Source organism: Novosphingobium sp. (genome assembly GCF_027531025.1).
GTDB lineage: Bacteria > Pseudomonadota > Alphaproteobacteria > Sphingomonadales > Sphingomonadaceae > Novosphingobium.
On sequence record NZ_JAPZQX010000004.1, the window covers coordinates 138,587 to 164,591 of the forward strand.

22 protein-coding genes and 1 tRNA gene are annotated in these 26,005 nt (G+C 67.4%); 18 read left to right on the forward strand and 5 right to left on the reverse strand.

The annotated features are described in order from the left end of the window. Window positions 1-8: 8 nt before the first annotated feature. Entirely contained in the window at window positions 9-491 is a 483-nt protein-coding gene (locus O9281_RS07280; protein ID WP_298184159.1) for a UPF0262 family protein, read from the reverse strand. Window positions 492-618: 127 nt separating this feature from the next. On the opposite strand from O9281_RS07280, the gene O9281_RS07285 reads away from it, so the two are divergent. Together O9281_RS07285 and rpoZ are read left to right on the forward strand one after the other, a co-directional pair. Next, entirely contained in the window at window positions 619-2,124 is a 1,506-nt protein-coding gene (locus O9281_RS07285; protein ID WP_298184161.1) for a replicative DNA helicase, read from the forward strand. Between the two features lie 102 nt (window positions 2,125-2,226). Beyond that, entirely contained in the window at window positions 2,227-2,571 is a 345-nt protein-coding gene (rpoZ, locus tag O9281_RS07290) for a DNA-directed RNA polymerase subunit omega (protein ID WP_298184163.1), read from the forward strand. Between the two features lie 75 nt (window positions 2,572-2,646). Here the strand turns inward: rpoZ and O9281_RS07295 are convergent, their stop codons facing one another. Next, window positions 2,647-3,018, reverse strand: a complete 372-nt coding sequence (locus O9281_RS07295) for a hypothetical protein (protein ID WP_298184165.1) — start codon at window positions 3,016-3,018, stop codon at window positions 2,647-2,649. A gap of 97 nt (window positions 3,019-3,115) precedes the next feature. Here O9281_RS07295 and O9281_RS07300 point away from each other — a divergent pair, with 97 nt between their 5' ends. Then, the gene (locus O9281_RS07300; protein ID WP_298184167.1) at window positions 3,116-4,189 is read left to right on the forward strand and encodes a DUF3667 domain-containing protein; all 1,074 of its coding nucleotides are present in this window, start codon (window positions 3,116-3,118) and stop codon (window positions 4,187-4,189) included. 30 nt (window positions 4,190-4,219) lie between these two features. On the opposite strand, the gene ftsH is transcribed toward O9281_RS07300, so the two are convergent. Then, window positions 4,220-6,151: an ATP-dependent zinc metalloprotease FtsH gene (gene ftsH, locus O9281_RS07305; protein ID WP_298184169.1), complete on the reverse strand. Its 1,932-nt coding sequence runs from the start codon at window positions 6,149-6,151 to the stop codon at window positions 4,220-4,222. A gap of 146 nt (window positions 6,152-6,297) precedes the next feature. Here ftsH and O9281_RS07310 point away from each other — a divergent pair, with 146 nt between their 5' ends. Continuing rightward, entirely contained in the window at window positions 6,298-7,401 is a 1,104-nt protein-coding gene (locus O9281_RS07310) for a hypothetical protein (RefSeq protein ID WP_298184171.1), read from the forward strand. Here O9281_RS07310 and O9281_RS07315 read toward each other — a convergent pair. Beyond that, window positions 7,398-7,565, reverse strand: coding sequence for a DUF1674 domain-containing protein (locus O9281_RS07315; protein ID WP_298184173.1), 168 nt, complete (start codon window positions 7,563-7,565; stop codon window positions 7,398-7,400). The two genes, O9281_RS07310 and O9281_RS07315, sit on opposite strands and share 4 nt — an antisense overlap. Before the next feature lie 47 nt (window positions 7,566-7,612). Here O9281_RS07315 and O9281_RS07320 point away from each other — a divergent pair, with 47 nt between their 5' ends. Continuing rightward, complete coding sequence (locus tag O9281_RS07320; RefSeq protein WP_298184175.1) at window positions 7,613-8,848, forward strand: RsmB/NOP family class I SAM-dependent RNA methyltransferase; 1,236 nt, start codon at window positions 7,613-7,615, stop codon at window positions 8,846-8,848. A 42-nt stretch (window positions 8,849-8,890) separates the two neighbouring features. Further along, window positions 8,891-11,023: a penicillin acylase family protein gene (locus O9281_RS07325; protein WP_298184177.1), complete on the forward strand. Its 2,133-nt coding sequence runs from the start codon at window positions 8,891-8,893 to the stop codon at window positions 11,021-11,023. Here the strand turns inward: O9281_RS07325 and msrA are convergent. Beyond that, entirely contained in the window at window positions 11,020-11,568 is a 549-nt protein-coding gene (gene msrA / locus O9281_RS07330) for a peptide-methionine (S)-S-oxide reductase MsrA (protein ID WP_298184179.1), read from the reverse strand. The genes O9281_RS07325 and msrA overlap by 4 nt on opposite strands. A 115-nt stretch (window positions 11,569-11,683) precedes the next feature. Between msrA and O9281_RS07335 the strand changes: the two genes are divergently transcribed. The 12 genes from O9281_RS07335 (at window position 11,684) to O9281_RS07390 (ending at window position 26,005) form a co-directional block, all read left to right on the forward strand. Continuing rightward, window positions 11,684-12,538 carry a methyltransferase gene (locus O9281_RS07335; protein WP_298184181.1) on the forward strand — a complete coding sequence of 285 codons (855 nt, stop codon included), beginning with the start codon at window positions 11,684-11,686 and terminating at the stop codon, window positions 12,536-12,538. 16 nt (window positions 12,539-12,554) lie between these two features. After that, a complete protein-coding gene (gene aguB, locus O9281_RS07340; protein WP_298184183.1) occupies window positions 12,555-13,418 on the forward strand; it encodes an N-carbamoylputrescine amidase in 864 nt (287 codons plus the stop codon). Window positions 13,419-13,421: 3 nt separating this feature from the next. After that, window positions 13,422-13,928 (forward strand): 2-amino-4-hydroxy-6-hydroxymethyldihydropteridine diphosphokinase, encoded by a 507-nt coding sequence (gene folK / locus O9281_RS07345; RefSeq protein WP_298184185.1) that lies wholly within the window; start codon window positions 13,422-13,424, stop codon window positions 13,926-13,928. After that, window positions 13,929-14,004, forward strand: a tRNA-Lys gene (locus O9281_RS07350). It begins immediately after the preceding gene. Window positions 14,005-14,167: 163 nt separating this feature from the next. Then, the gene (gene zwf / locus O9281_RS07355) at window positions 14,168-15,607 is read left to right on the forward strand and encodes a glucose-6-phosphate dehydrogenase (protein ID WP_298184186.1); all 1,440 of its coding nucleotides are present in this window, start codon (window positions 14,168-14,170) and stop codon (window positions 15,605-15,607) included. Then, window positions 15,600-17,414: a phosphogluconate dehydratase gene (gene edd, locus O9281_RS07360; RefSeq protein ID WP_298184188.1), complete on the forward strand. Its 1,815-nt coding sequence runs from the start codon at window positions 15,600-15,602 to the stop codon at window positions 17,412-17,414. The genes zwf and edd overlap by 8 nt, the downstream gene beginning before the upstream one ends. Continuing rightward, window positions 17,411-18,388, forward strand: a complete 978-nt coding sequence (glk, locus tag O9281_RS07365; protein ID WP_298184190.1) for a glucokinase — start codon at window positions 17,411-17,413, stop codon at window positions 18,386-18,388. Before edd ends, glk begins: the two co-directional genes overlap by 4 nt. Next, window positions 18,385-18,999 (forward strand): bifunctional 4-hydroxy-2-oxoglutarate aldolase/2-dehydro-3-deoxy-phosphogluconate aldolase, encoded by a 615-nt coding sequence (gene eda, locus O9281_RS07370; RefSeq protein ID WP_298184192.1) that lies wholly within the window; start codon window positions 18,385-18,387, stop codon window positions 18,997-18,999. The genes glk and eda overlap by 4 nt, the downstream gene beginning before the upstream one ends. After that, window positions 18,996-21,770 (forward strand): phosphoenolpyruvate carboxylase, encoded by a 2,775-nt coding sequence (locus O9281_RS07375; RefSeq protein ID WP_298184194.1) that lies wholly within the window; start codon window positions 18,996-18,998, stop codon window positions 21,768-21,770. The genes eda and O9281_RS07375 overlap by 4 nt, the downstream gene beginning before the upstream one ends. Before the next feature lie 9 nt (window positions 21,771-21,779). Then, window positions 21,780-23,027: a cation:proton antiporter gene (locus O9281_RS07380; protein WP_298184196.1), complete on the forward strand. Its 1,248-nt coding sequence runs from the start codon at window positions 21,780-21,782 to the stop codon at window positions 23,025-23,027. 51 nt (window positions 23,028-23,078) lie between these two features. After that, complete coding sequence (locus O9281_RS07385; RefSeq protein WP_298184199.1) at window positions 23,079-25,112, forward strand: alpha-galactosidase; 2,034 nt, start codon at window positions 23,079-23,081, stop codon at window positions 25,110-25,112. Beyond that, window positions 25,109-26,005, forward strand: a complete 897-nt coding sequence (locus O9281_RS07390; RefSeq protein WP_298184200.1) for an ROK family protein — start codon at window positions 25,109-25,111, stop codon at window positions 26,003-26,005. The genes O9281_RS07385 and O9281_RS07390 overlap by 4 nt, the downstream gene beginning before the upstream one ends.

The following is a 26,005-nucleotide window of genomic DNA, read 5'->3' on the forward strand; positions in this document are numbered from 1 at the left end:
TTCCCTCTTCAGCCCCTGATATGCAGCACGCAGATCAGGGTAAAGAGCCGCCGGGCAGTGGCGAAGTCGGTTTCCACTTTTCCTTCAAGCCGTTCCAGCAGCATTTCGGCCGCTTCGTTGTGCACGCCGCGGCGGGCCATGTCGATCGTCTCGATCTCGGCTGCGGTGGCCTTGCGGATCGCCTGGTAATAGCTGTCGCAGATCGCGAAGTATTCCCGGATCGGGCGCCGGAACCGGCCCAGTCCCAGGATCAGCGTTTCCAGATCGCCGCCGCTTTCGTCGGCGATCTCCAGGCTCAGCCGGCCATCGTGGACCGACAGGCGCAGGCGATAGGGGCCCTGGTGCCCGGCTTCCCAGGCGCGCAGCGGCTTGAAGGTGTTTTCCTCGATCAGGTCGAAGATCGCGATCCGGCGCTCCTGCTCGATATCGGCGTTGCGCCACAGGATCGTGGCTTCATCGAGCTCGATGTGGATGATCCGTGCGTCCCCCATGGTGACGGGTCTTTTTGCAGATGCGAAATGGCGGGGCAAGCGTGCGATTCAGTCCCCGCTATCCACAGCCCGGGCACTGTTGCCCCGCCTTGCGGAAAGTTGCGGCCCGGCGCATTGATCCCGGCTTATGGCCGAAACCGATCTCATCCTCCGCGCCGACGAAGCCGCCGCCCGCGCGCTGCCCGCCAATATCGAGGCGGAAGCCGCATTCCTGGGCGCGGCCCTGATCGACAACCGGGTGATCGAGGAACTGGTTACCCCGCTGCGGCCCGATCATTTCTTCGAACCGGCCCATGCCCGGATCTATGACCGGGTGCTGCAACTGCTCGATCGCAAGGCGGTGGTCACCCCGGTTACGCTCAAACCCTATTTCGAAGCGGACGAGACACTCAAGGAGCTGGGCGGGGCATCCTACCTGGCCCGGCTGACTGCCGATGGCCAGGGCCTGCTGGCCCCGCGCGAACTGGCCGAGCAGATCTATGACCTGGCCCTGCTGCGCGAACTGGTGGCGGTGGGACGCACGCTGGTCAGCGATGCGCTGGATACCTCGGAAAGCGTCGAGCCGCTGGAACAGGTCGCCCGGGCCGAAGCGGCGCTCTATCGCGTGGCCGAAGGCGCTTCGGTCGGCAGCGAGGCGATCTCGTTCCGCCAGTCGAGCTTCACCGCCATCGCCCAGATCGAAAAGGCGCTCAATTCCGGCGGGCATATTTCGGGCCTGACCACGGGCCTTGATGACCTCAACGGCAAGATCGGCGGCCTGCACGATTCCGACCTCATCATCCTTGCCGGGCGCCCGGCTATGGGGAAGACCTCGCTGGCCACCAACATCGCCTTCAATTGCGCCGAACGCTATCTGCGCGACATGGCCGACGGGATCGATCCGGCCAAGTCGGTCGGCGCCCCGGTCGCCTTCTTCAGCCTGGAAATGAGCGCCGATCAGCTGGCCACGCGTATTCTTGCGGAACAGGCCGAAATCAGCAGCGAACGACTGCGCATGGGCAAGATCAGCCGCGAGGATTTCCAGAAGATTTCGTACGCCAGCCAGCGCCTGGCCGAGCTGCCGCTCTACATCGACGATACCCCGGCGCTGTCGATCGCCGCGCTGCGTACCCGTGCGCGACGGTTGAAGCGGAAGCACAACGTCGGGCTGATCGTGATCGACTACCTGCAGCTGCTGCAGGGTTCGGGCCGGGCCAACGACAACCGCGTGAACGAAATCTCGGAAATCAGTCGTGGCCTCAAGACCCTGGCCAAGGAACTGGCCGTCCCGGTGATCGCGCTATCGCAGCTCAGCCGCGCGGTCGAAAGCCGCGAGGACAAGCGGCCGCAGCTGGCTGACCTGCGCGAATCCGGCTCGATCGAGCAGGACGCCGACATGGTCTGGTTCATCTTCCGCGAGGAGTACTACCACAACGCGGTCAAGCCCGACGAGCCGAGCGAAACCAGCTCGCCCGATGCCATCGCCAAGTACGATACCTGGATGCAGCGCCATCTCGAGGTGGTGAACAAGGCAACCGTGATCATTGCCAAGCAGCGCCACGGTTCGACCGGCAATGTCCAGCTGCACTTCCAGAGCGAGTTCACCAAGTTCGGCAATCTGGCGGTCGATTCGCGGCGTTATGAGGACTATTAATAATTGTTTTAATACAAAGATTTATACGTTTTTTTCTTGACTTGCGAATCACCCCGCGTGTAGCAGCCGACCCTTCCTGAATTTCATGAACTGGAGTGCCCGATGGCGCGCGTTACTGTTGAAGATTGTGTCGACAAGGTTCCCAACCGGTTCGACCTCGTCCTGATCGCCGCGCAGCGTGCGCGCGAAATCTCGGGCGGGGCCGAACTGACGATCGATCGCGATCGTGACAAGAACCCGGTTGTCGCCCTGCGCGAGATCGCCGAACAGACCGTGCGGCCCGATCAGCTCAAGGAAACGCTGGTCAACTCGCTGCAGCGCGTCTTGCCCGAAGACGATGACGAGGTGGATGACATCGGCTCGCTCAGCCAGTCGGCCGAAGCGCTGCGGATCACCGCAGCCGCGCCGGTGCGCAACACCTCGCTGGGTGGCGATTACGACGGCTGAGCCGTTTCGCAAACCTGACGCAGAAAGCGGCCCGTTTCCCCAAGGGGAGGCGGGCCGCTTTTGCATGCGGCGAAATCAGGGGCAGGGGTACTTCTTGATGAAGTAGTCGGCCATGGCGGCCTTCATCGTCAGCCCGGCCCGCTTGTCGGCAGGATAGGTGCGCAGGTGGGCCAGCACCTGGTCGGACGAGGGCCGCGCGCCCTTTGGCGGGCACGAGCTGGGCTTGCCTGCTGCGCGTTCGGCCTGCAGCCGCGCGCCATAGGCCTGCCCGGCCGCCTGGCCTTCGGCCCGCAGCAGCTTGATGTCTGGCGAGCCGAGCGCCATGAAACCCTTGGCCTTCAGCGCATCGGCCTTGGCCAGGAAGGTCGCGACCGACATGTCCCCGGTGGTGGCCAGGGCGGGGGCGGAAAACGCCAGCAGGGGCGCAAGCAGGGCAAGACGGCGCATCGGGATCTCCATTATTCAGCACTGCCAAGATCGCTTGACCGCGCCGTGCTGGCAAGCCCATGAATGGCCGGTTCTTTCGGGGGGGGAGGAGTGGCCGATGAGTGGCGGCGAGGTGATCGGCGATATTGCCCAAGGGGCGCTGACTGCTCGCGCCTTCGAGCCGGCCCATGGCGAAGCCGCTGATGACGGACACACCCATGAAAGCGCCTGCCTCAATTGCGGCACTGCGCTGGTAGGTCGGCATTGCCACGAATGCGGCCAGGCCGCCCATGTCCACAAGACGCTGCGGGCCTTCTTTCACGATCTGCTGCACGGGGTATTCCATTTCGAGGGCAAGGTCTGGCGCACCCTGCCCTTGCTGGCCTGGCGCCCGGGGCGGCTGACGCGCGAATATGTCGCCAGGCGGCGGGCCAGCTATGTCAGCCCGATCGCGCTGTTCCTGTTCGTGGTGTTCCTGACCTTTGCCGTGTTCAACGTGCTGGGCAATCCCATCAGCTTCGACAATCAGGGCGAGAACGTAGGGTTCGAGCGCGGCATCGGCGAGGCCGAGCAGGGCGCGGTGCTGGAACTGGACAAGGCCGAGCAGGCCCTGGCCGACGCGCGCGCGGGCAAGGGCGGGAATGTGGCCCAGGCCGAACGCCAGGTTGCCTCAGCCCGTCAGGCGCTCACCGTGATCCGCGCGGCCAGGAATGGCCGCCTGCCTGACAATATCGCCAATGCCGACCGGCCGGCCGACCAGTCCGTGGTCGATGCGATCAACCGGGCCTGGGCCCATGCCCGCGAGAACCCCGAACTGACGGTCTACAAGCTGCAGAACAGCGCCTACAAGTTCTCGTGGCTGCTGATTCCGCTGTCGGTGCCGTTCATGTGGCTGCTGTTTCCCTTCAGCCGCCGGTTTCACCTCTATGACCACACGGTCTTCGTCACCTACTCACTCAGCTTCATGCTGCTGCTGCTGGCGGTGATCAGCGTTTTGACGGTCTGGGCCGGGACCGGCGGGCTGGTCGCGGCGCTAATCGCCTATGCGCCGTTTCACATGTATCGCCAGCTACGCGATGCCTATGAGCTCTCGCGGTTCGGGGCCTGGTGGCGAACCTGGTTCCTCAGCGCCTTTGCCGTGCTGGCGCTGGGACTGTTTGCGACAGTGCTGACGCTGATGGTGGCCGCCTGACGATCGGCGGACCACCATCGCTCCAGGAGATCAGGCGCCCTGTGGGGCCTCGCCCGAAAAGCGCTTGCCCGCCTTGGGAATCGCGGAACCCCGGACCGGAGCCGGGGTAACCGGGCCGCTCGGTCGGTCGGGCCGGTCCAGCTTGCCGGTTTCGAGCAACTGGTTGATCTCGTCACCGCTCAGCGTCTCGTACTCCAGCATGGCATTGGCCAGCAGGTGCAACTTGTCCTCGTTGGTCTTGAGGATATCGGTCGCGCGCTTGTGGGCGCCTTCGACCAGGCCGCGGATCTCGCTGTCGATCAGCTTGTTGGTCTCATTCGAGGAAAAGGTGCGCTGCGAGCCGCCCATGCCGAGATAGCCCTCGTACTGGTCCTCGTACTGCAGCGGGCCCAGCTTGTCCGACATGCCCCACTTGGTCACCATGTTGCGGGCCAGGCTGGTGGCATACTGGATGTCCGAGCTGGCGCCCGAGCTGACCTTGTCATGGCCGAAGATGATCTCTTCCGCCACGCGGCCGCCCATCGCGACCGAGAGGTTCGCGTGCATCTTGTCGCGGTGATAGGAATAGCTGTCGCGTTCAGGCAGGCGCATCACCATGCCCAGCGCGCGGCCGCGCGGGATGATCGTGGCCTTGTGGATCGGGTCGGAAGCCGGCTCGTTGATCGAGACGATGGCATGGCCGGCCTCGTGATAGGCGGTCATCCGCTTTTCGTCCTCGGTCATCACCATCGAGCGGCGTTCCGCGCCCATCATGACCTTGTCCTTGGCGTCCTCGAACTCCTGCATGGCGACGAGCCGCTTGTTGCGCCGGGCGGCCAGCAGGGCGGCTTCGTTGACCAGGTTGGCCAAGTCCGCGCCCGAGAAGCCCGGAGTGCCGCGCGCGATCACGCGCGGGTTCACGTCGGGCGCCAGCGGCACCTTCTTCATGTGGACGGCCAGGATCTTCTCGCGGCCATCGACATCGGGCACCGGCACCACCACCTGGCGGTCGAAGCGGCCCGGACGCAGCAGCGCCGGATCGAGCACGTCGGGCCGGTTGGTGGCGGCGATGATTATGATGCCCTCGTTGGCCTCGAACCCGTCCATCTCGACCAGCAGCTGGTTCAGCGTCTGCTCGCGCTCGTCGTTCGAATTGCCCAGGCCATGGCCGCGATGGCGGCCGACCGCGTCGATTTCGTCGATGAAGACGATGCACGGTGCGTTCTTCTTGGCCTGTTCGAACATGTCGCGCACGCGGCTGGCGCCGACGCCGACGAACATTTCGACAAAGTCCGAACCCGAAATGGTGAAGAACGGCACGCCCGCCTCACCCGCGATGGCGCGGGCGAGCAGCGTCTTGCCGGTACCGGGCGAGCCGACCAGCAGCGCGCCCTTGGGGATCTGGCCGCCCAGCTTGGAAAAGCGCTGCGGATCGCGGAGGAACTCGACAATTTCCTGCAGCTCTTCGCGCGCTTCGTCGATCCCGGCGACATCGTCGAAGGTGACGCGCCCCTGGCGCTCGGTCAGCAGCTTGGCCTTGGATTTGCCAAAACCCATGGCCCCGCCGCCGCCGCCCTTCTGGACCTGGCGCAGCGCGAAGAAGGCGATGCCCAGGATCAGCAGGAAGGGCAGGGTCTGGACCAGGATATAGACCAGCAGGTTGCCTTCCTCGGCCGGACGGCCTTCATAGCGCACGTTCTTTTCCTGCAGCAGCGGCTGCAGCGTGGCATCGTTGGGCACCGGAACGGTGGCGAAAGTGCCGCCGTTCTTGTACTGGCCGGTGATCTTGTTCTCGCTGATCTGGACGCTTTCGACCGACCCTTCGGCCACGCGGGTGCGGAAATCGGAATAGCCGATCTGGGTGCCCGGCGCCTCGCCACGCGAGCCCAGCATGGTCACCACCAGCAGCAGGGCCAGGAAGATCCCGCCCCATACCAGCATGCTCTTGACCCAGGGATTACCGTTCGGCTGATCGTCGTTCATTCGCGTTGCGTCCTTTCGATGCCCTTATGTAGGCGCGCGAAGCTTAAGCGCAAGTTGGCGGCGATCTGTGGGTAGCGTGGTGCGGCGGGTTGCGGGGCGGGGGGCTGGTCCGCACAACGGGCGCCTGGCAATTGCCCGGAGGATCGATGCCCGCCTTCCCCAACCGCTTTGCCGATTGGTCCGCCACCCCGGCGCGCCTGTTGCTGCTCGCCCTGGCCCTGTTGCTGGCCGCGAGCGCGCTAGTGCCGATCAAGGCCGCGCACCAGGCCATCGCCACGCGCGGCCTGGTCGAGGCGATCACCGATCAGGCCAAGGCGGGCGAGGCCCGTCCGCGCGACGATGACCTGAAGGTCTATGACGCGGTGATCGAACGGCTGGGCAAGGGCGAAAACTATTACGAGCTGGTGGCCGAGGAACATCGCAAGGCGAGCTATCCGGTGAAGCCCGGCTTCGCCGTGCGGCTGCCGACGCTCGCCTATATCTCGGTCTGGCTGGGTGAGACCGGGCTGACCATCGCTGCTTTTGCCCTGCTGGGAGCGGTGGTCTGGGCCTGGTGGGTGCGCCTCGGTTCGGAACCGGGGCTCAAGCACTACCAGGCGATGGGCACGGCGCTGATCTTCCTGGGGGCCTCGCTGGGGCTCAACCGCTATTACTTTGCCCTCCACGAGCTGTGGGCCGGGATGTTGCTGGCGCTGGCCATGGCGCTGCACCGGCCGGGGCAGAAATGGGGAGCGGCGCTGGCCGTTGCCGCCCTGGCCCTGGCGATTCGCGAACACGTGCTGCCCTTCGTGCTGCTGATGGGCGCGCTGGCGCTCTGGCGGCGGCACTGGCGCGAGGCTCTGGCCTGGGGCGCGCTGGTGGCGGCTTTTTTGGCTGGCCTTGCGCTGCATCATCATTTCGTCGCTTTGCAGGTGCTGCCGACCGACCAGCCTTCGCCCGCCTGGCTGGTGCTGCGCGGCCTGTCGGGCTTCCTGTCCAACGTGGTCCTGTCGGGCAACCTTCGGTTCCTGCCGCACTGGATCGCCGGACCGGCGGTGATGCTGATGATTTTCGGCTGGGCCGCGTGGAAGCATCCGAGCGGTGCCTTCGCTACCCTGCTGTTCCTGGGCTATGGCCTGGCCTTCATGATCGCCGGGCGGCCCGACAATTTCTATTGGGGCATGGTGATTGCCCCGCCGATGTACCTGGGGCTGGCGTTCGTGCCCGCTGGTCTTGCCGCGCTGTGGCAGGCGGCGCGGCTCAAATCCTAGAAATCGACTGCGATCCCGTCGCGCACCCAGTCACCATAACGGGTGGGGGAAAGGCCATTCGGTTCCTCGCCCGGCTCGCCTGCCGCCGGCTTGGGGGCGGGATCGTTGCTCCAGTGCGGGGGCTTGGCGAAGGGCTTGGGCCGCTGGGTGGCGCGCTTGGTCATGGCCCCTATCTGGCTATTCCTGGGCGCGGCGTCTAGAGGCCGAGGCAATGGATATTCCCGGCCTACCCGCGCGCAAGGCTGCGCTGAAGCTGCTCGATGCCGTGCTGCGGCGCGGTGAAACGCTGGACCAGGCCGCGCAGCCCGCGCTCCAGGGCGTGCGCAGCGATGCCGACCGGGCGCTGGCGCGGGCGCTGGCGGGCGAGGCGCTGCGCTGGCTGACCGATCTCGATGCCCTGATCGACAGCGCGACCCGGCAAGTCCTGCCCGACGATGCCAAGCCGCGCATGGCGCTGCGGCTCATGCTGGCGGGCTGGCTGCGGCTCGATACCCCGCCCCATGCCGTGATCGCCACCGGCCTGCCGCTGCTGGTGGGCGGGCCAAGGCGGCTGGCGCACGGGGTTTTCTCGACGCTGGTCAAGCGCGGCGTCAGCCTGCCCGCTGCACCCAGCCTGCCCGAGCCTGTGGCGCAGCGGTGGGGCGAACGCGCCGCCGCGATTGCCTCCGGTTTGGCGGTCCCGCCGCCGCTCGACCTGACCCTGCGCGATCCCGCCGCCACCGCCGAATGGGCCGAGCGGCTGGGCGGCATCAGCCTGCTGCCCGGCCATGTCCGGCTGGAACGCGGCACGGCGGTGGAGCGGCTGGAGGGGTTCCGTGAGGGGGCCTGGTGGGTGCAGGACCTTGCCGCCAGCTTGCCCGCGCGGCTGCTGGGGGAAGGGCCGGGACGGACCGCGCTGGACCTGTGCGCCGCGCCCGGCGGCAAGACCATGCAGCTGGCCGCCGCCGGGTGGCAGGTTACGGCGGTGGATAGCGGCGCCAAGCGGCTGCAGCGGATGCAGGAAAACCTGGCGCGCACCGATCTCGCCGCCACCCTGGTCCAGGCCGACGCCTTGGTCTGGGAGCCTGAGGGACAGTTCGATGCCGTGCTGCTCGATGCGCCCTGCACCGCCACCGGCACCTGCCGCCGCCACCCGGACGTGCTGCACCGCATCGGCCCGCGCCAGATCGCCGAGCTGGCCGAACTGCAGGCGGCTCTGCTGACCCGCGCAACGCGCTGGGTGAAGCCGGGCGGGCGGCTGGTCTATGCCACCTGCTCGCTCGAACCGGCCGAGGGCGAGGAGCAGGCGCGACGCATTGCCCTGCCCGCCGATCCGATCCGCGCTGACGAGTTGCCCGCTGGCCTCGTTCCAACCGCAGCGGGCTGGCTCCGCACCGATCCGGGCATGCTGGCCGATGCGGGCGGGCTGGACGGCTTCTTTATCGCCCGCTGGCACTTGCCCTCCTGAACCAGGCTGCCACAACCGCCGGACCAGCTGTCCGGGGGATTCATGCGCCACGCCATCATCTTTGCAGTCGCCGCGATCAGCTGCGCCGCGCCCGCCGTCGCCGCCTATCAGGCCGAGATCAAGCGCGACGACTGGGGCATCGCCCACATCTCCGGGCGGACCGATGCCGATGCGGTCTTCGGCATGATCTATGCCCAGGCCGAGGATGACTTCAACCGGATCGAGATGAATTACCTCACCAGCCTCGGCCGCCGCGCCGAGGCCGAGGGCGAGGCGCTGATCTGGCAGGACCTGCGTCAGCGGCTGTGGATCGATCCGGCCGCGCTCCAGGCGGAATACCGGCGCAGCCCGGCCTGGCTGAAGCAGCTGATGGATGCCTGGGCCGCCGGGCTGAACCAGTACCTGGCCGATCATCCGGCGGTGAAGCCCAGGGTCATCACCCGGTTCGAACCGTGGATGGCGCTGTCCTTTTCCGAAGGTTCGATCGGCGGCGATATCGAGCGGGTCTCACTCAGCCAGCTGCAAGCCTTCTACACTGGGCAGCCGGTGGCGCGGACTGCCCGGGAACGCGGACTGGTGCAGGAGGAGCCGCTGGGTTCGAACGGTTTTGTCATCGCCCCGTCGCACAGCGCCAGCGGCCATCCGCTATTGCTGATCAATCCGCACACCAGCTTCTTCTTCCGGTCCGAACAGAAGGTCACCAGCGGTCAGGGGCTCAACGCCTATGGCGCGGCCACCTGGGGGCAGTTCTTCATCTATCAGGGGTTCAACCAGCACGCCGGATGGATGCACACGTCGAGCGGGGTCGACAATGTCGATGAGTTTGCACTGGTTGTGAATCGCCAGCGCGACGGAACCTTGACCTATCGCTTCGGCCAGCAGCAGCGGCCGGTGGCGGCAAAGCCGATCACGCTGGCCTATCGCAGGGCCGACGGCTCCCTGGGGCAGCGCACCTTCACCACCTATGCCACGCATCACGGGCCGATCGTGCGCAGCGAGGCCGGCAAGTGGATCGCGCTGGCCCTGATGCATCGCCCGGTCGCGACGCTGGAGCAGAGCTTCCTGCGTACCAAGGTGCGCGACCTGGCGGGTTTCCGCCGGGTGGCAGAGCGCAAGGCCAATTCCAGCAACAACACCCTGTTTGCCAGCAGCAAGGGCGAAGTGGCGCTGTTCGTGCCGCAGTTCATGCCGCGCCGGGATGACCGCTTTGACTATACCCGTCCGGTTGATGGCAACGATCCGGCCACGGCCTGGCAGGGGCTGCACCGGCTGGATGAACTGCCGCAGGTGGTCAATCCGGCCAACGGCTGGGCGATGAACGTCAACGATGGACCGTGGTGGGCGGCCGGTGCGGATAGTCCGAAGCGGGAGGCCTACCCGCGCTACCTCGATACCTTCGGGGAAGAACCGCGCACGAGCCACGCGATCCGGGTGCTCTCGCAGACCCGGCGCTTCACGCTCGATAGCCTGACGGCTGCGGCCCACGATCCCTGGCTGCCCGGCTTTGCCCAGCTGATCCCCAAGCTGGTCAAGGCGCATGAACGCGCACCCTCACCCGATCGCGCCGAAGCGGTGGCCCTGCTGGCCGGTTGGGACAACCGCGCCGGGCTGGATTCGGTCGAGACCAGCCTGGCGGTGTTCTGGGGCGATGCGCTGTGGGCGCGCAGTGCGGCTGCCGCCAATGACGAGCGGATCGAGGTGGAGGACTGGATTGCCACCCGCGCCAGCGATGCCGAGATGCTGGCCGCGTTGGACGAAGCTCTGGCCCGGCTGAAGGCCGATTTCGGTTCGTGGCGGGTGCCGTGGGGCGAAATCAACCGGTACCAACGCAACGACGGTGCGGTGGTGCAGCGATACGACGATGCGAAACCCAGCACGGCCATTCCCTTTGCCTCGGCCAACTGGGGCGCACTGGCCTCGTTCCGGGCCGAACGGCAACCCGGCACGAAGCGCTATTACGGCTTTCACGGCAACAGCTTCGTCGCCGTGGTGGAATTCGGCCAGCGGGTAAAGGCGCGTGCGGTGATGGTTGGCGGGCAGAGCGGCGATCCGGCCTCGGCCCACTTCAACGACCAGATCGGCCGCTATGCTGCGGGGAATTTGCGCCCGGTTTACTTCTATCCCGAGGACCTGGCCGGCAAGGTCAGGTCCAGCAAGACCGTGCGCGGGGATTAGCCCTTCAGCTTTTCCGCAAAGCCCTTTTGCAGCTTGGCCAGCTTGGGCGGGATCACGGCCAGGCAATAGGGGTTCCGCTGGCCTTCGCCCTGCCAGTATTCCTGGTGATAGTCCTCGGCCGGATACCATTCAGCCCCCTGGACCCCTTCGGAAAACCCTTCGATGGTCGTCACGGCCTGCTGGCCCGGATGGGCGGCATTCCAGCGGGCGATCCCGGCCGCGCACTCGGCGCGCTGGTCCTCGTTGAGGGGGAACAGCGCGGTCCGGTATTGGGTGCCGATGTCATTGCCCTGGCGGTTCAATTGCGTCGGATCGTGGGTGCCCATGTGGATGTCGAGCAGGTCCGCGAACGAGACCACGGCCGGATCGAAGGTGATGCGGATCGCCTCGGCATGGCCGGTCTCGCCGGTGCAGACTGCCTTGTAGGTGGGGTGCGGCACGGTCCCGCCGATATAGCCGCTTTCCACCGCGCTGACCCCGGCGATCGAGCGGAATACCGCCTCGGTGCACCAGAAACACCCGCCCGCGAAGATTGCCTCAGCCATGTCGATCCGTCCTTGTTCGGTTGTCTCGTGCAGATAGGTCTGAAGGACCGCCTTGTCATCTGGCCCTTTGGCCCTAATTTCAGCGCCATTATCCCCCAGGAGAGGAAACCTACCGATGCGCCGTGCTGCCCCCCTGTTTATTGCTGCCTTGTCTCTGGCCGTGCCTTCCGCTGCGGCCCTGGCCAAGCCGACGGCTGCCCAGACCAAGGCGATGAAGGCCGAACTGGCTGCCGCTGTCGCTGATCCCAAGCGCGACAAGGACAAGGCCCGCGACCAGTATCGTCGCCCGGCCGAAACGCTGACCTTCTTCCAGGTCGCGCCCGACATGAAGGTGGGCGAATATGCCCCCGGTGGTGAATGGTATTCGCGCCTGCTGGGCCTCTATCTGGGCGGCAAGGGCCAGCTCGTCGGCCTGTACTTCAACCCCGCCGCCGGTCCGTTCAGCGAGAACGCGCAGAAGGGCATCCGCGATGGCGCGGCCAAGTATCCGGCCGATGTCGCCGCCGCCTCCGGCTTTCCGGCGGACCGGTTCAAGGGCTATACCCTCGATGCCGTGCCTGCCGCAGAAAAGGGCACCTTCGATCGCATCCTGATCATGCGGATGATGCACAACCTGACCCGCTGGAACATCGCCGACAGCGAAGTCAAGGCAATGCGTGAGCTGCTGAAGCCGGATGGCATGATCGGGATCGAGCAGCACCGCGCCAGGCCTGACGCACCCCACAGCTATGCCGATGGCAGCAAGGGCTACATGCGCGAGGTCGACGTGATCAAGTTCATGGAAGTGAACGGCTTCACCTTCGTCGGCAAGAGCGAGGCCAATGCCAACAAGAAGGACCCTGCTAACTGGGAAGGCGGGGTCTGGACCCTGCCGCCGATGCTGCGCGGCGCCAAGGAAGAGGACAAGGCCCGCCTCCAAGCAATTGGCGAGACCGACCGGATGACGCTGCTTTTCCGCAAGCGTCCGTGATGATAGGGGCGGCGGCATGAGCACGCTGACTGTCGCCGCCCTGCAATTGCCGCTCGGGTCCTCGATCGAGGCCGAGAACATTGCTGCCGTTACCGCGCTGGTCGAGGCGGCGGCCGGGCAGGGCGCGCAGGTGATCCTGCCGCCCGAGCTCTTTTCCGGGCCCTATTTCTGCAAGGTTGAGGACGAGGCGCTGTTCGCGCTGGCCCGCCCGACGGCCGAACACCCCTCGGTGATCGCCATGCGCGCCCTGGCGGCGAAGCTTAAGGTCGCGATCCCGACCAGCTTTTTCGAGCGCGACGGGCACCACTATTACAACACGCTGGCCTGGATCGATCCGGATGGGGAAATCCAGGGCACCTATCGCAAGAGCCACATCCCCGATGGGCCGGGCTATGAGGAAAAGTACTATTTCCGCCCCGGCAACGATGGCTTCAAGGTCTGGAATGCCTTCGGCCACAAGCTGGGCGTCGGCATCTGCTGGGACCAGTGGTACCCCGAATGTGCCCGCGTGATGGCCCTGCTGGGCGCCGAAGCGCTGTTCTATCCGACCGCCATCGGCACCGAACCCTACGATGCCGAACTCGACACCAGCCGGATGTGGCGCCGCGCGATGCAGGGCCATGCCGTGTCGAACTGCCTGCCGGTGATCGCCGCCAACCGGATCGGGACCGAGGATGGCCCCAATGGCGGTCAATGCTTTTACGGCCACTCCTTCATCGCCGACGAATGGGGCGATCTGGTCGAGGAATTCGGCGCAGGGGAAACCGGCGTGCTGGTCCACCGGCTGGACCTGGCCCGCGCCGCCACGCATCGCGCCGGCATGGGCTTCTTCCGCGATCGCCGCCCGCAGCTTTACGGCCGGATCGCGCAGGACATCTGACCCTTGCGCCAGCGCTACCTGATCGCGCTCGGCTCCAATCAGCGCCACCACCGCCACGGCCCGCCCGAACGCGTGCTGGCCGCGGCGCTGGATGCGTTGGCGCAGGCCGGGATGAAGGTCGAGGCCGCCGCTCCACTGATCCGCAGCGCGCCCATCGGCCCTTCGCTGCGCCGCTATGCCAATGGCGCGGTGCTGGTGACGAGCGAACTGATGCCGGACGAATTGCTGGCCGTGGTCAAGGATATCGAGCGTCAGTTCGGTCGCCGCCCCGGCGGGCAGCGCTGGGCTTCGCGGGTACTCGATCTCGATATCGCATTGTGGAGCGGCGGGGCCTGGTCCTCGCCCGACCTGACCGTACCCCACGCCGCCTTCCGCAACCGCGACTTCGTGCTTGGCCCCGCTGCCGCGCTCGCCCCGCGCTGGCGCGACCCGCTGACCGGTCTTTCGCTGCGCCAGCTCAAGGCCCGCTTGACCCGCCGCGCCCGCATCCGTAAGCGCGCCGTTAGGTGAGGGCCCTTAGCTCAGTCGGTAGAGCAACTGACTTTTAATCAGTAGGTCGCTGGTTCGAACCCAGCAGGGCTCACCACCGCTTCCCGCCTCCCTGCATCGCCCTGCATACGTTTTCCCGCCGCCTGCCGCCTTGCCGGGGGCAGCGCGGGTCACTACGCCAGCCTCGCCGACGGGGATCGAATCCGGTATCCCAGGCGCGCCTTGGCGCAATATCGTGACCAGTGGGAGGACCAGGATCGATGAACCGCGGATCGGATAGCCTGCTGCTGTTCGGCGCGACGGGGGACCTGGCGCAGCGCATGCTGCTGCCTTCGCTCTGCGCGCTCCATGCCGACAAGCTGGTCGCTGAAGACCTGAGGATCATCGGCACGGCCCGGCAGGACCTCGACGATGCCGGTTATCGCAACTTCGCGCGCGAGGCGCTGGAAAAGTTCATGCCCGCCGAACGGCGCGGGGGCATGGGCACTTTCCTCAACCGCCTGCATTACCAGCCGCTCGATGCGACCGACCAGGCCGGCTATGCCGCGCTCGCCGCCAAGGTCGGCCCGGTGCAGGAGGGGCTCGCGATCTTCCTGTCGACCGCGCCCGCGCTGTTCGAGCCGACCATTGCCGGCCTCGCCGCCTCAGGCTTGGCCAGCGAAAAGGCGCGGATCGGCCTTGAAAAGCCGCTCGGCACCGACCTTGAATCGAGCCGCCTGATCAATGATGCCGTGGCCAGCGCCTTCAGCGAAGAGCAGATCTTCCGGATCGACCATTACCTCGGCAAGGAAACGGTCCAGAACCTCCTCGCGCTGCGCTTTGCCAATATCCTGTTCGAGCCGCTGTGGAACGCGGCCCATATCGACCATGTCCAGATCACCGTGGCCGAAACCGTCGGGCTGGAAGGCCGCGTGGGCTTTTACGACGGGGCCGGGGCGCTGCGCGACATGGTGCAGAATCATATGCTCCAGCTGCTGGCCCTGGTGGCGATGGAGCCGCCGAGCAGCTTCGATGCCACCGCCGTGCGCGATGAAAAGGTCAAAGTGCTGCGCTCGCTGCGGACGGTCCTACCGGGCGAGACAGTGACTGGCCAGTACCGCGCCGGGGCCATCGGTGGCCAGGCCGTGCCCGGCTATGACGAGGAACTGGGCCGCGACAGCGACACCGAAACCTTCGTCGCGATCAAGGCGCACCTCGATAACTGGCGTTGGAAGGGGGTGCCGTTCTACCTGCGCACCGGCAAGCGGATGCCGACCCGCAAGACCGAGATCGTGGTGCAGTTTCGCCGGGTGCCGCACTCGATCTTCGCGGGCAAGGGCGCGCGCAGCGAACCCAACCGGCTGGTGATCGGGATCCAGCCGGAAGAAAACATCACCCTCTCGCTGATGGCCAAGGTGCCCGGCCTTGACCGCGAAGGGCTGCGCCTGCGGGAAGTGCCGCTGGATATCCGGATGCAGGATGCCTTTGCCGGGCCGACCAAGCGGATCGCCTATGAGCGGCTGCTGCTTGACCTGATCGAGGGCGACCAGACGCTGTTCGTCCGCCGTGACGAGGTGGAAGCGCAGTGGGACTGGATCGACGCGATCCGGGCCGGCTGGGCCCAGCACGAACTGACACCCAAAACCTACACCGCCGGGACCTGGGGACCCTCGGCCGCAATCGCGCTGACCGAGCGCGACGGAGTACATTGGCATGACTAAGCTGCATCCCGCCATCGAACGCGTCACCGCGCGGATCATCGAGAAATCGAAGGACAGCCGCCGCCGCTACCTCGACCTGATGGACCGCGAGGGCGAACGGTTTCCCAACCGCAATGTCCTGTCCTGTTCGAACCTCGCCCACGGCTTTGCCGCGGCGCTGGAAGACAAGGGTGCGATCAAGAGCGGGCGCGGGGCCAACCTCGCGATCGTCACAGCCTACAACGATATGCTTTCGGCCCATCAGCCCTATGGCCGCTATCCCGAAGCGATGAAGATGTATGCCCGCGAAGTCGGGGCAACCGCCCAGGTCGCCGGCGGGGTGCCGGCGATGTGCGATGGGGTCACGCAAGGCCAGGACGGGATGGAACTGTCGCTGTTCAGCCGCGACGTGATCGCGCTGAGCACGGCGGTGGCGATGAGCCATGCGATGTTCGATGGCATGGCGATCCTGGGGATCTGCGACAAGATCGTGCCCGGCCAGTTCATCGGCGCGTTGCGGTTCGGCTATCTGCCAGCCGTGTTCATTCCTTCGGGGCCGATGCCTTCGGGCCTCGCCAACAAGGAAAAGCAGAAGGTCCGCCAGCTCTATGCCGAAGGCAAGGCCACCCGCGCCGACCTGCTCGAAAGCGAAAGCGCCAGCTATCACTCGCCCGGCACCTGCACCTTTTATGGCACGGCCAATTCGAACCAGATGATGATGGAGCTGATGGGGCTCCACGTGCCGGGCTCGGCCTTCGTCCCGCCCAACACCCCGCTGCGCTCTGCCCTGACCCGCAAGGCGGTGCACCGGCTGGCCGAGATGGGGATGGAAGGCGGCGATTACCGGCCGATGGGCCGCGTCGTCGATGAAAAGGCGGTGGTCAACGCCTGCGTCGGCCTGCTGGCCACCGGCGGCTCGACCAACCATGCCATCCACTTGCCCGCCATGGCGCGCGCCGCCGGGATCATGCTCGATTGGCAGGATCTGGATGAGCTGAGCGCGGCCGTGCCGCTGATCGCGCGGGTCTATCCCAATGGCGCGGCTGACGTGAACCATTTCCACGCGGCGGGCGGCATGGGCTTCGTGGTGCGCGAACTGCTGGGCGCGGGCCTGATCCACGGCGATACCCTGACCGTGGCCGAGGGCGGCATGGCCGCCTATGGCCATGAGCCGGTGCTGGCCGACGAGGCGCTGGTCTGGCGGCCCGCCCCCGAAACCAGCGGCGATGCCAATATCCTGGCCCCGGTGGTTGCGCCGTTCCAGCCGGATGGGGGCATGCGCCTCGTCACCGGCAACCTCGGGCGCGGGACGTTCAAGACCTCTGCGGTCGAGCGCGATCGCTACACGATCGAGGCTCCGGCCCGGGTGTTCGACAGCCAGGAAGCGGTCCAGGCCGCGTTCAAGGCGGGCGAACTGGACCGCGACGTGGTGGTTGTCGTCCGCTTCCAGGGGCCGCGGGCCAATGGCATGCCGGAACTGCACAAGCTGACCCCGCCGCTGGGTGTGCTGCAGGACAAGGGCTTCCGCGTCGCGCTGGTCACCGACGGGCGGATGAGCGGGGCGAGCGGCAAGGTGCCCGCCGCGATCCACGTCACGCCCGAGGCGCTGGGCGGCGGGCCGCTGGCGCGGGTGCGCGATGGCGATGTGATCAAGCTCTGCGCGCATGAAGGCACGCTGGAAGTCCAGGCGGACCTCGACGCGCGCGATGCCGCCCCCGATCCGGTCGCGACGCAGGGCATGGCCCGCGAACTGTTCGCCATGTTCCGCCGCTTTGCCGACGGGGCGGAGCAGGGCGGTTCGGCCATGCTGGCGGAGGGCGGGCTGTGAGCACCGACCTCGTCACGGTCGATATCGGCGGCACTCACGCGCGGTTCGCGCTGGCCACTGTCGCCGCCGATGGCAGCATCGAACTGGGCGAACCGGCCACGCTCCACACCCGCGATCACGCCAGCTTCCAGACCGCCTGGGAAGATTTCGCTCGCATGCAGGGCGGCAGCCTGCCGCCCGCCGTGGCGATTGCCGTGGCCGGTCCGGTCGGCGGGGAAGTGATCCGCTTCACCAACAACCCGTGGATTATCCGCCCGGCGCTGATCCCGGAAAAGCTGGGCGCGGCGCGCTATACCGTCGTCAACGATTTCGGTGCGGTCGGCCATGCCGTGGCCCGCGCCGGGGACGATCACTTCATCCACCTGACCGGCCCGGAAACACCTCTGCCGGCCAGTGGCACGCTCTCGATTGTTGGCCCGGGTACCGGTCTTGGCGTCGCCCATGTCTGGCGCGACGGAGAGGGCGGCTACCGGGTCCAGCCGACCGAGGGCGGGCACATCGACTTCGCCCCGCTCGACACCATCGAGGATGCGATCCTCGCCCGGCTGCGGCAGCGCTATCGCCGGGTTTCGGTGGAACGGGTCGTGTCCGGCCCCGGCCTGGTTGACATTTACGAGGCCCTGGCCGGGATGGAGGGTCGGGCAATCCAGCCGACCGACGACAAGGCGCTGTGGCAGTTGGGCCTGTCTGGCGATGACAGCCTGGCCGCCGCCGCGGTTGACCGGTTCTGCCTGTCGCTCGGGGCCGTGGCCGGGGACATTGCGCTGGCCCAGGGCGCCAGCGGCGTGGTCATCGCCGGGGGGCTTGGCCTGCGGATCCGCGAGACCTTGCTGCGTTCCGGCTTTGCCGAGCGGTTCCGCGCCAAGGGCCGGTTCAGCGAACTGATGGCCGCCCTGCCGGTCAAGCTTATCACCCATCCCCAGCCGGGCCTCTATGGGGCTGCGGCAGCCTTTGCTTCGGAACACCTGTCATGAGCCCTGTCGAAAACGTCATGCGTCTGGCCCCGGTCATCCCGGTGCTGGTGATCGAGGATGCGGCGCACGCCGTACCAGTGGCCGAAGCGCTGGTGCGCGGCGGCCTGCCGGTGCTGGAAGTGACCCTGCGCACCGCCGCCGCGCTCGACGTGATCCGGGCGATGAAGACCGTGCCGGGCGCCGTGGTCGGTGCCGGGACGGTGCTCAACGAACACGCGCTGGACGATGCCCTGTCGGCGGGGAGCGAGTTCATCGTTTCCCCCGGCCTGACCAAGGGCCTGGCCCGCGCGGCCGAAGCCGCGAAAGTGCCGTTCCTGCCGGGCGTTGCCACCCCTTCGGACATCATGCGCGGGCTCGACCTGGGGCTTGACCGGTTCAAGTTCTTCCCGGCCGAGGCCAATGGCGGCATTCCTGCGCTGAAGGCCATCGCCGCGCCCTTCGCCTCGGTCCGGTTCTGCCCGACCGGCGGGATCACGGCGACCAGCGCGGCGGACTGGCTCGCGCTCGATGCCGTGCTGTGCTGCGGCGGTTCCTGGCTGGTCGGCAAGGGCGCGCCCGACGTTGCCGCAATCGAGGCGGCGGCTCGCTCCGCTGCTGCCCTGCCGCGATGACCAGCCTTGCGGCTCTCGACGCGCGGCTGCAGGACCTGCACACGCGCACGGCCGAGACGCCGCTGTTCAATCCCGTGTTCCAGCTGGGGCTTGAACTGTCACGCGAACTGGAAAGCGGCAAGCTGACCCTGGCCGAGCTGGAAGGTCTGGTGGCCGAGCTGGAATGCGATGGCCTGCAGGCCCGCGCGGCACGGCTGGCGCGGCTGGCGGGGCCGGTCGATCCGGCGGGGAACGCCGCCAGTATCGCCGCGCTGGCGGGCGAGGACACCGAGTTCGAGGCTTTCGCCGCGCGCTGGGCCAGGCCGCTGGCCCATATCGTCTTCACCGCCCACCCCACGTTCCTGTTGGCCAGCGGACAGACGGAGGCGGTCGCGCAATCGGCATCGGCGGGTGCGATTGGCGAAGCAACCACTTGCGCCGCCTCGCCTGTACGCGAGGCGATCACCCTCGATAGCGAACACGCCCAGGCCATGGCCGCGCTGGCCCATGCCCAGGCTGCGCGCGACCGGATCACCGGCATCCTGTTGGCCGAGGCGCGCCGCCGCTGGCCCGACCGCTGGCGCGAGCTGGCCCCGGTGCCGGTGCGGCTGGCCTCCTGGGTCGGCTATGACATGGACGGGCGGACCGACATCACCTGGGCCACCTCCCTGCGCTATCGCCTGTCCGAAAAGGCCGAGCGGCTGGCGGGTTACGCGGCGGCGCTGGACAGGGCTGCGCCGGATCTTGCGGCGGACCTCCAACGCGCCGGGGCCTATGCCGCCGAACGCGCCGCCAGCTTTGCGGCGGACCTGTCCGATCCGGCCGCGCTGTCCGCTGCCGCCAATGCCTTTACCGCCAATCATCCCGACAAGCTGACCAGCCTTGCGCCCATGATTGCCGCGCTCGAGCAGCGTGCTGCCGCAGCCGACGATGCCGCTGCCGAAGCCCTGCTGCGCGTTGCCGCGGCAATGCGCGCCGATGGCCTCGGCATGGGCTGGATCCATTTCCGGGTGAACGCCAGCCAGCTTCAGAACGCGATCCGCCGCCGGATCGATCCCGACGGCAAGCTCGATCTGGCCAGCCAGGCCGCCCTGGTGCGGCTGCGCGAGCTGCTGGCCGGGGTGAAGCCGTTGCGTGCCAATATGGCCGCGCTGGCGATCGAGAACAGCACGGCCGTGCGCCAGTTCCTGCTGATCGCGCAGATCCTGCACCACGTCGATGCCGATACGCCGATCCGGATGCTGGTGGCCGAATGCGAACAGCCGACCACCGTGCTGGCCGCGCTCTACTTCGCCGAACTGTTCGGCGTGGCGGGCAAGGTCGATGTTTCGCCGCTGTTCGAAACCGAGAGCGCGCTGGAACATGGCGGGCGGTTCCTCGATGCCGTGCTGGCCGAGCCGCATTACCAGGCCTATGCCCGCTCGCGCGGACGGGTCTCGATCCAGACCGGCTTTTCCGATGCCGGGCGCTTTGTCGGCCAGATCCCGGCGGCGCTGGCGATCGAGCGGCTGCAGGGGCGGCTGTCTGAAGCCATGGTCGCCAATGGCCTCACCGATCTGGCCGCGCTGATCTTCAACACCCACGGCGAGTCCATGGGCCGCGGTGCCCATCCCGCCAGCTTTGCCGACCGGCTGGAATGGCCGCTGTCGCCCTGGGCACGGCGGCGGTTCCTGCGGGCGGGGATCGCGCTGGAGCCCGAAGTCAGCTTCCAGGGCGGCGATGGCTACCTGTTCTTCGGCACGCCCGAACTGGCGCTGGCGACCCTGACCCGCTTTGCCGAGCTGGCTCCGGCCCGCGCCGATGCGGACGCGGCACCCGATCGGTTCTATCGCCGCACGGACTTGTCGCTCGATTTCTACCGCGCGATCCGGCGGGTGCAGCAGGGCTATCTCGCCAGCGCGACCTATGCCCGCGCGGTCACCGCCTTTGGCCTTGGCCTGCTGAACGAAACCGGCAGTCGCAAGAGCCGCCGCCAGTCCGACCTCGCCGCCGACCGGACGATGAGCCTGCGCCAGATCCGCGCGATCCCGCATAATGCCGTGCTTCAGCAGTTGGGCTATCCGGTCAACGTGATCGCCGGGTTCGGCACGGCGGCGGACGGCAATTACGAGGCGATCGCCGGCCTGCTGCGCGACAGCCACCGGGGCCGCCAGCTGGTCCGCCTGGTCCGCGCCGCCAATGCCCTGGCCAGCATCAAGACGGTGGCCGCCTATGGCGAGCTGTTCAACTCCGCCTACTGGGCCAGTCGGCCCTATCGCGGTGACGAGGAAGGCATTGCCGATGCCTGCCTTGCTCTCGCCGAATACCTGACCAAGGACGATCGCACCGGGGTCTATCGCCGCTTTGCCTCGCGCCTGCGGGTCGATGCGCTGAAGCTGCACAAGCTGCTGGCGCTGATCCCCGACGAGGCACCGCTGGCGGGCCGCGAGCAGGTGCGCCGGACGCTCGGCGTGCTCCAGGCGCTGCGGCTCGCGCTGTTCCAGCACATGTTCATCCGCGCGGTCTCGGTTCCGGCCTTCAGCCGCGCCAACGACATCAGCCGCGATGACGTGCTGGAAATGGTCTTCACCCTGCGGATCGACGATGCCCTGGCCCAATTGCGCCGCGCCTTCCCGGCCAGCGCGCCGGGTGTGGACGATTTCGCCGTGACCGAGCCAAGCGACTATCCGGACGAGGGCGCGGTCGGCTATGGCGCGATCCATCGTGACAATATCGAGCCGATCGCCAATGCCCATGCCCTTGTCCTGCGGATCACCACGGCCATTGCCAACCAATTCGGCGCGCACGGTTAGGAGCCGGGCATGACGCCGACCGAGCTTTCGATCGCCTTTTTCCTGCAGGTGGCGGTGATCCTGGTCACCTGCCGCCTCGTCGGCACAGCGGCGCAGCGCTGGCTGGGGCAACCACGCGTGGTGGGCGAGATGATCGCCGGGGTGATCCTGGGCCCCAGCCTGCTTGGCGCGCTCGCTCCGGAAGTGCAGGAATTTCTGTTTCCCAAGGAATCGAAGCCGATCCTGTTCGTGATCGCCCAGTTCGGGGTGGGGCTTTACATGTTCCTGGTCGGGCTGGGGTTCGATCGCGGGGAGTTTCGCAAGGGCGCGCGCGGGGCGGCGTCGGTTTCGCTGGCCGGCATGGCCGCGCCTTTCGCTGTGGCCGTGGCGATTGCGCCCTGGCTGCTCAATCACGGCGGGCTGTTCACGCCCACGGTGACGCAGTTCGAAGCGACGCTGTTCATGGGCGCGGCCATTGCGATCACCGCCTTCCCGATGCTGGCGCGGATCATTCACGAGCGCGGCCTGTCCGGATCGCCGCTCGGCACGCTGTCGCTCTCGGCCGGGGCGATCGACGATGCCGGGGCCTGGGTGCTGATCGCGCTGGTCCTGGCCAGCTTTGGCGACGGGCCGCAGATTGCTGTGCTGGCGATTGGCGGCGGCTTCACCTTCGCGCTGTTCATGGTGCTGATCGCGCCGCGCCTGCTCAAGGTGCTGGAGCGCCGGATCGAAGAGACCGGGATGGACGAGACACTGCTGGCGATCGTCCTGGTGCTTTACCTGCTCTGTGCCTGGGCAATGGACGTGGCGGGCATTCACGCGGTGTTCGGCGGGTTCCTGCTGGGCACGGCCATGTCGCGCGGCAAACTGACCGAGGCGATCCGCGAGAAGCTGGAGCCGGTCACTGTCGTTCTGCTGCTGCCGTTCTTCTTCACCTATTCGGGGCTCCATACCGAGCTGACCCTGCTGGGCGATCCGGCGCTGCTGGCGGTGGCCGGGCTGATCCTGGTCCTGTCGATCGCGGCCAAGGGCGGGGCCTGCTATCTTGCCGCGCGCCTTTCCGGTCAGGACAATGCCACCGCCATGGGCATCGGCGCGTTGATGAATGCGCGCGGGCTGATGGAGCTGATCGTGATCAACATCGGCCTGCAGCGCGGGATCATCACCCCGGCGCTGTTCGCGATGATGGTGGTCATGGCGATCGTCACCACGCTGATGGCCTCGCCCCTGTTCGAGCTGTTCTATGGTCGCCGGGCAAGGGCCGAAGGGCGGCTCTAGCCAGACCCGGCTGGCCCCGCCTATGGTCCTGTCATGACAGGATCAGGCGTGATGACGGACCGCAGCCAATGGATCGTGCTGCATGGCCGGGCGAGCAGCCTGGTACTTGAGGCTTGCCCCGGTGAAGCCCCGCTGTGGCGCTATTGGGGGCCGCGCCTGCCCGATGCCGCGCTGCCCGCCGCGCCGCTGCGCGATAGCCGCCCGACGCCAACCTTTACCGTCCAGTTCGACCAGCCGCTCAGCCTGCTGCCGGGGCTGGGCCAGGGCTGGTTCGGCGAACCGGTGCTGAAGGCGCATCGGGCCGGGCGGGATTGGACCTTTCAGGCCACCGACTGCTTGATCGAACAGGATGGCCAGCGCGCCGTCGTTACCCTGACCGATGCCATCGCCCGGATCGCGGTCGCGGTTACGCTGGCGCTCGATCCGCACAGCGATGTGCTGACCGTTTCGAGCGTCCTTACCAATGTGGGCGATGATCCGCTCGACGTGCAGTGGCTGGCCGCCGCCGTCCTGCCCTTGCCCGCCCATGCCCGGCAGGTCCGTTCGTTCACCGGGCGGCACAATATCGAATTCGTGGCGGTGGAGGACGATCTCACCCGCAGCCAGTGGCGGCGCGAGAACCGCCGGGGCCTCACCTCGCACGATTGCTTTCCGGGCGCGGTCGTTCTTGCCGATGGCTGTGCCTATGGCGCGCAGCTCGCCTGGTCGGGTAACCATTGTCAGCTGATCGACTGGTGCGATGATGGCCGCTGGCAATGGCAGCTGGGCGAAGCGCTGATGCCGGGCGAGGTGCGGCTGGCCCCCGGCGAAAGCCTGCAATCGCCCGAAGTGCTCGCCACCTGCGCGGCCGATGCCAATGGCGTGGCGCAGAATTTCCACGCCGCGATCCGCGCGCGGATGGATTGGCCCGGCGGTGCGATGCGCCCGCGCCCGGTCCACCTCAACACCTGGGAAGGCTTCTACTTCGATCACGACGAGGCCGCGCTCAGGGACCTGGCCGATGCAGCGGCCAAGGCCGGGATCGAACGCTTCGTGCTTGACGATGGCTGGTTCCATCGCCGCAACGATGACACGACCAGCCTGGGCGACTGGTGGCCGGACCACGCCAAGTACCCGGACGGGCTGGGGCCGCTCGCCGCGCACGTCACCGGCCTCGGCATGGAATTCGGCCTGTGGGTCGAACCGGAAATGGTCAACCCGGACAGCGAGCTCTACCGCGCCCATCCCGACTGGGCGCTGCAGGTGGCCGGACGGCCGCTGATTACCGCACGCAACCAGCTGGTGCTCGACCTGGGCCGGAGCGACGTGCGCGATTACCTGTTCGAGCGGCTCAGTGACCTGCTGGCCGAACTGCCGATCGGCTATCTCAAGTGGGATCACAATCGCGACCTGACCGCCGCGGGCGAGCGCCCGTCCTATCGCGGGCAGGTGCTGGGCGCTTATGACCTGCTAGCCCGGCTGCGCGCCGCTTTCCCGGCGGTAGAGATCGAGGCCTGCGCCGGTGGCGGCGGGCGGATCGATGCCGGGATCGCGCGCTTCACCCACCGGTTCTGGACCAGCGACAATATCGACGCGGTCAGCCGCGTGGCCATCCAGCGCGGGTTCCTGCAATTCATGCCGCCCGAACTGATGGGCAGCCATGTCGGCGCGGCTCCGGCCCATGCGACGGGACGAATCCAGAAGATGTCGTTCCGCAATCACGTCGCCCTGCCCGGCCACTTCGGGGTGGAGCTGGACCTGCGCAAGCTGAACGAGCGCGACCTGGCCCGGCTGGGCGAGGGGATCGAGCGTTACAAGGCGCTGCGGGGCCGCCTGCACAATGGGCAGGTCTGGCAGGGTGATGGGCCGGATGGCCTCTGGTGGCAGGCACATGGCAGCGCCGCCGAACTGGTGCTGCTGGTCACCCGGATCGAACCGCAGCAACAGCGCCATGCGCCGGGGCTGCGACTGCCGATGCTGGATCCCGCCCGCCATTATCGCATCGGCGACGCCGTCCATCATGGTGCCTGGCTGGTGCAGCACGGGCTCGACCTGCCGCCGCTGCGCGCCGAAAGCGGGCTGGTGCTGGAACTGACCGCGCTATGAGCGGGCCGGCCGCTGTCCCGCGCTTTGGCCTGGTGGAGGCGGGCGGTACCAAGTTCGTGCTGGGGGTCACCAGCGGGCTGGACCAGCCGATCGTCACCGAACAGATCGCCACCACCACCCCGGACCAGACAATTGCTGCCATGCTCGACTGGTTGGGGCAGCATGGGCCCTTTGCCGCCATTGGCCTCGCCAGTTTCGGTCCGGCTGAGCTCGATCCGGCCAGCCCGCACTGGGGGCACATTCTCGCCACACCCAAGCCGGGCTGGGCGCAGACTGACCTGGCCGGTCCGCTGGCGGCGCGGTTCGGTTGCCCGGTGGGGTTCGATACCGATGTCAACGCGGCGGCGTTGGCCGAATGGCGCTGGGGTGCGGGGCAGGGGCAAAGGGCCATGGCCTATCTCACCATCGGCACCGGGATCGGCGGGGGCGCGGTGATCGACGGGCAGGTGCTGCGCGGCCTGTCGCACCCGGAAATGGGCCATATGCGCATCGCGCTGCATCCCGACGATGCCGGGTTTGCCGGAACCTGCCCCTTCCATGGCCCTTGCCTTGAAGGACTGGCCAGCGGCCCGGCAATCATCGCCCGCTTTGGCTGCCCGCTGACCGACCTGCCACCCGATCATCCCGGCCATGACCTGATCGCTGGGTACCTAGCCCAGGCGGCCATCAACCTGCAGGCGCTGTTCGAACCCGGCCGGATCGCGCTGGGCGGCGGCGTGATGCAAACGCCGGGCCTGCTCGCGCGGGTGGTCGCCCAGGCCGGGGCGCTGGGCGGTGGCTATCTTCGGGGCCAGGCCGAAACGGTGCTCTGCGCGCCGGGGTTCGGGACACGCTCGGGCCTCTATGGCGCGCTGGCGCTGGCACAGGGGGCTTTGGCCGCAAACGCGGGTTGA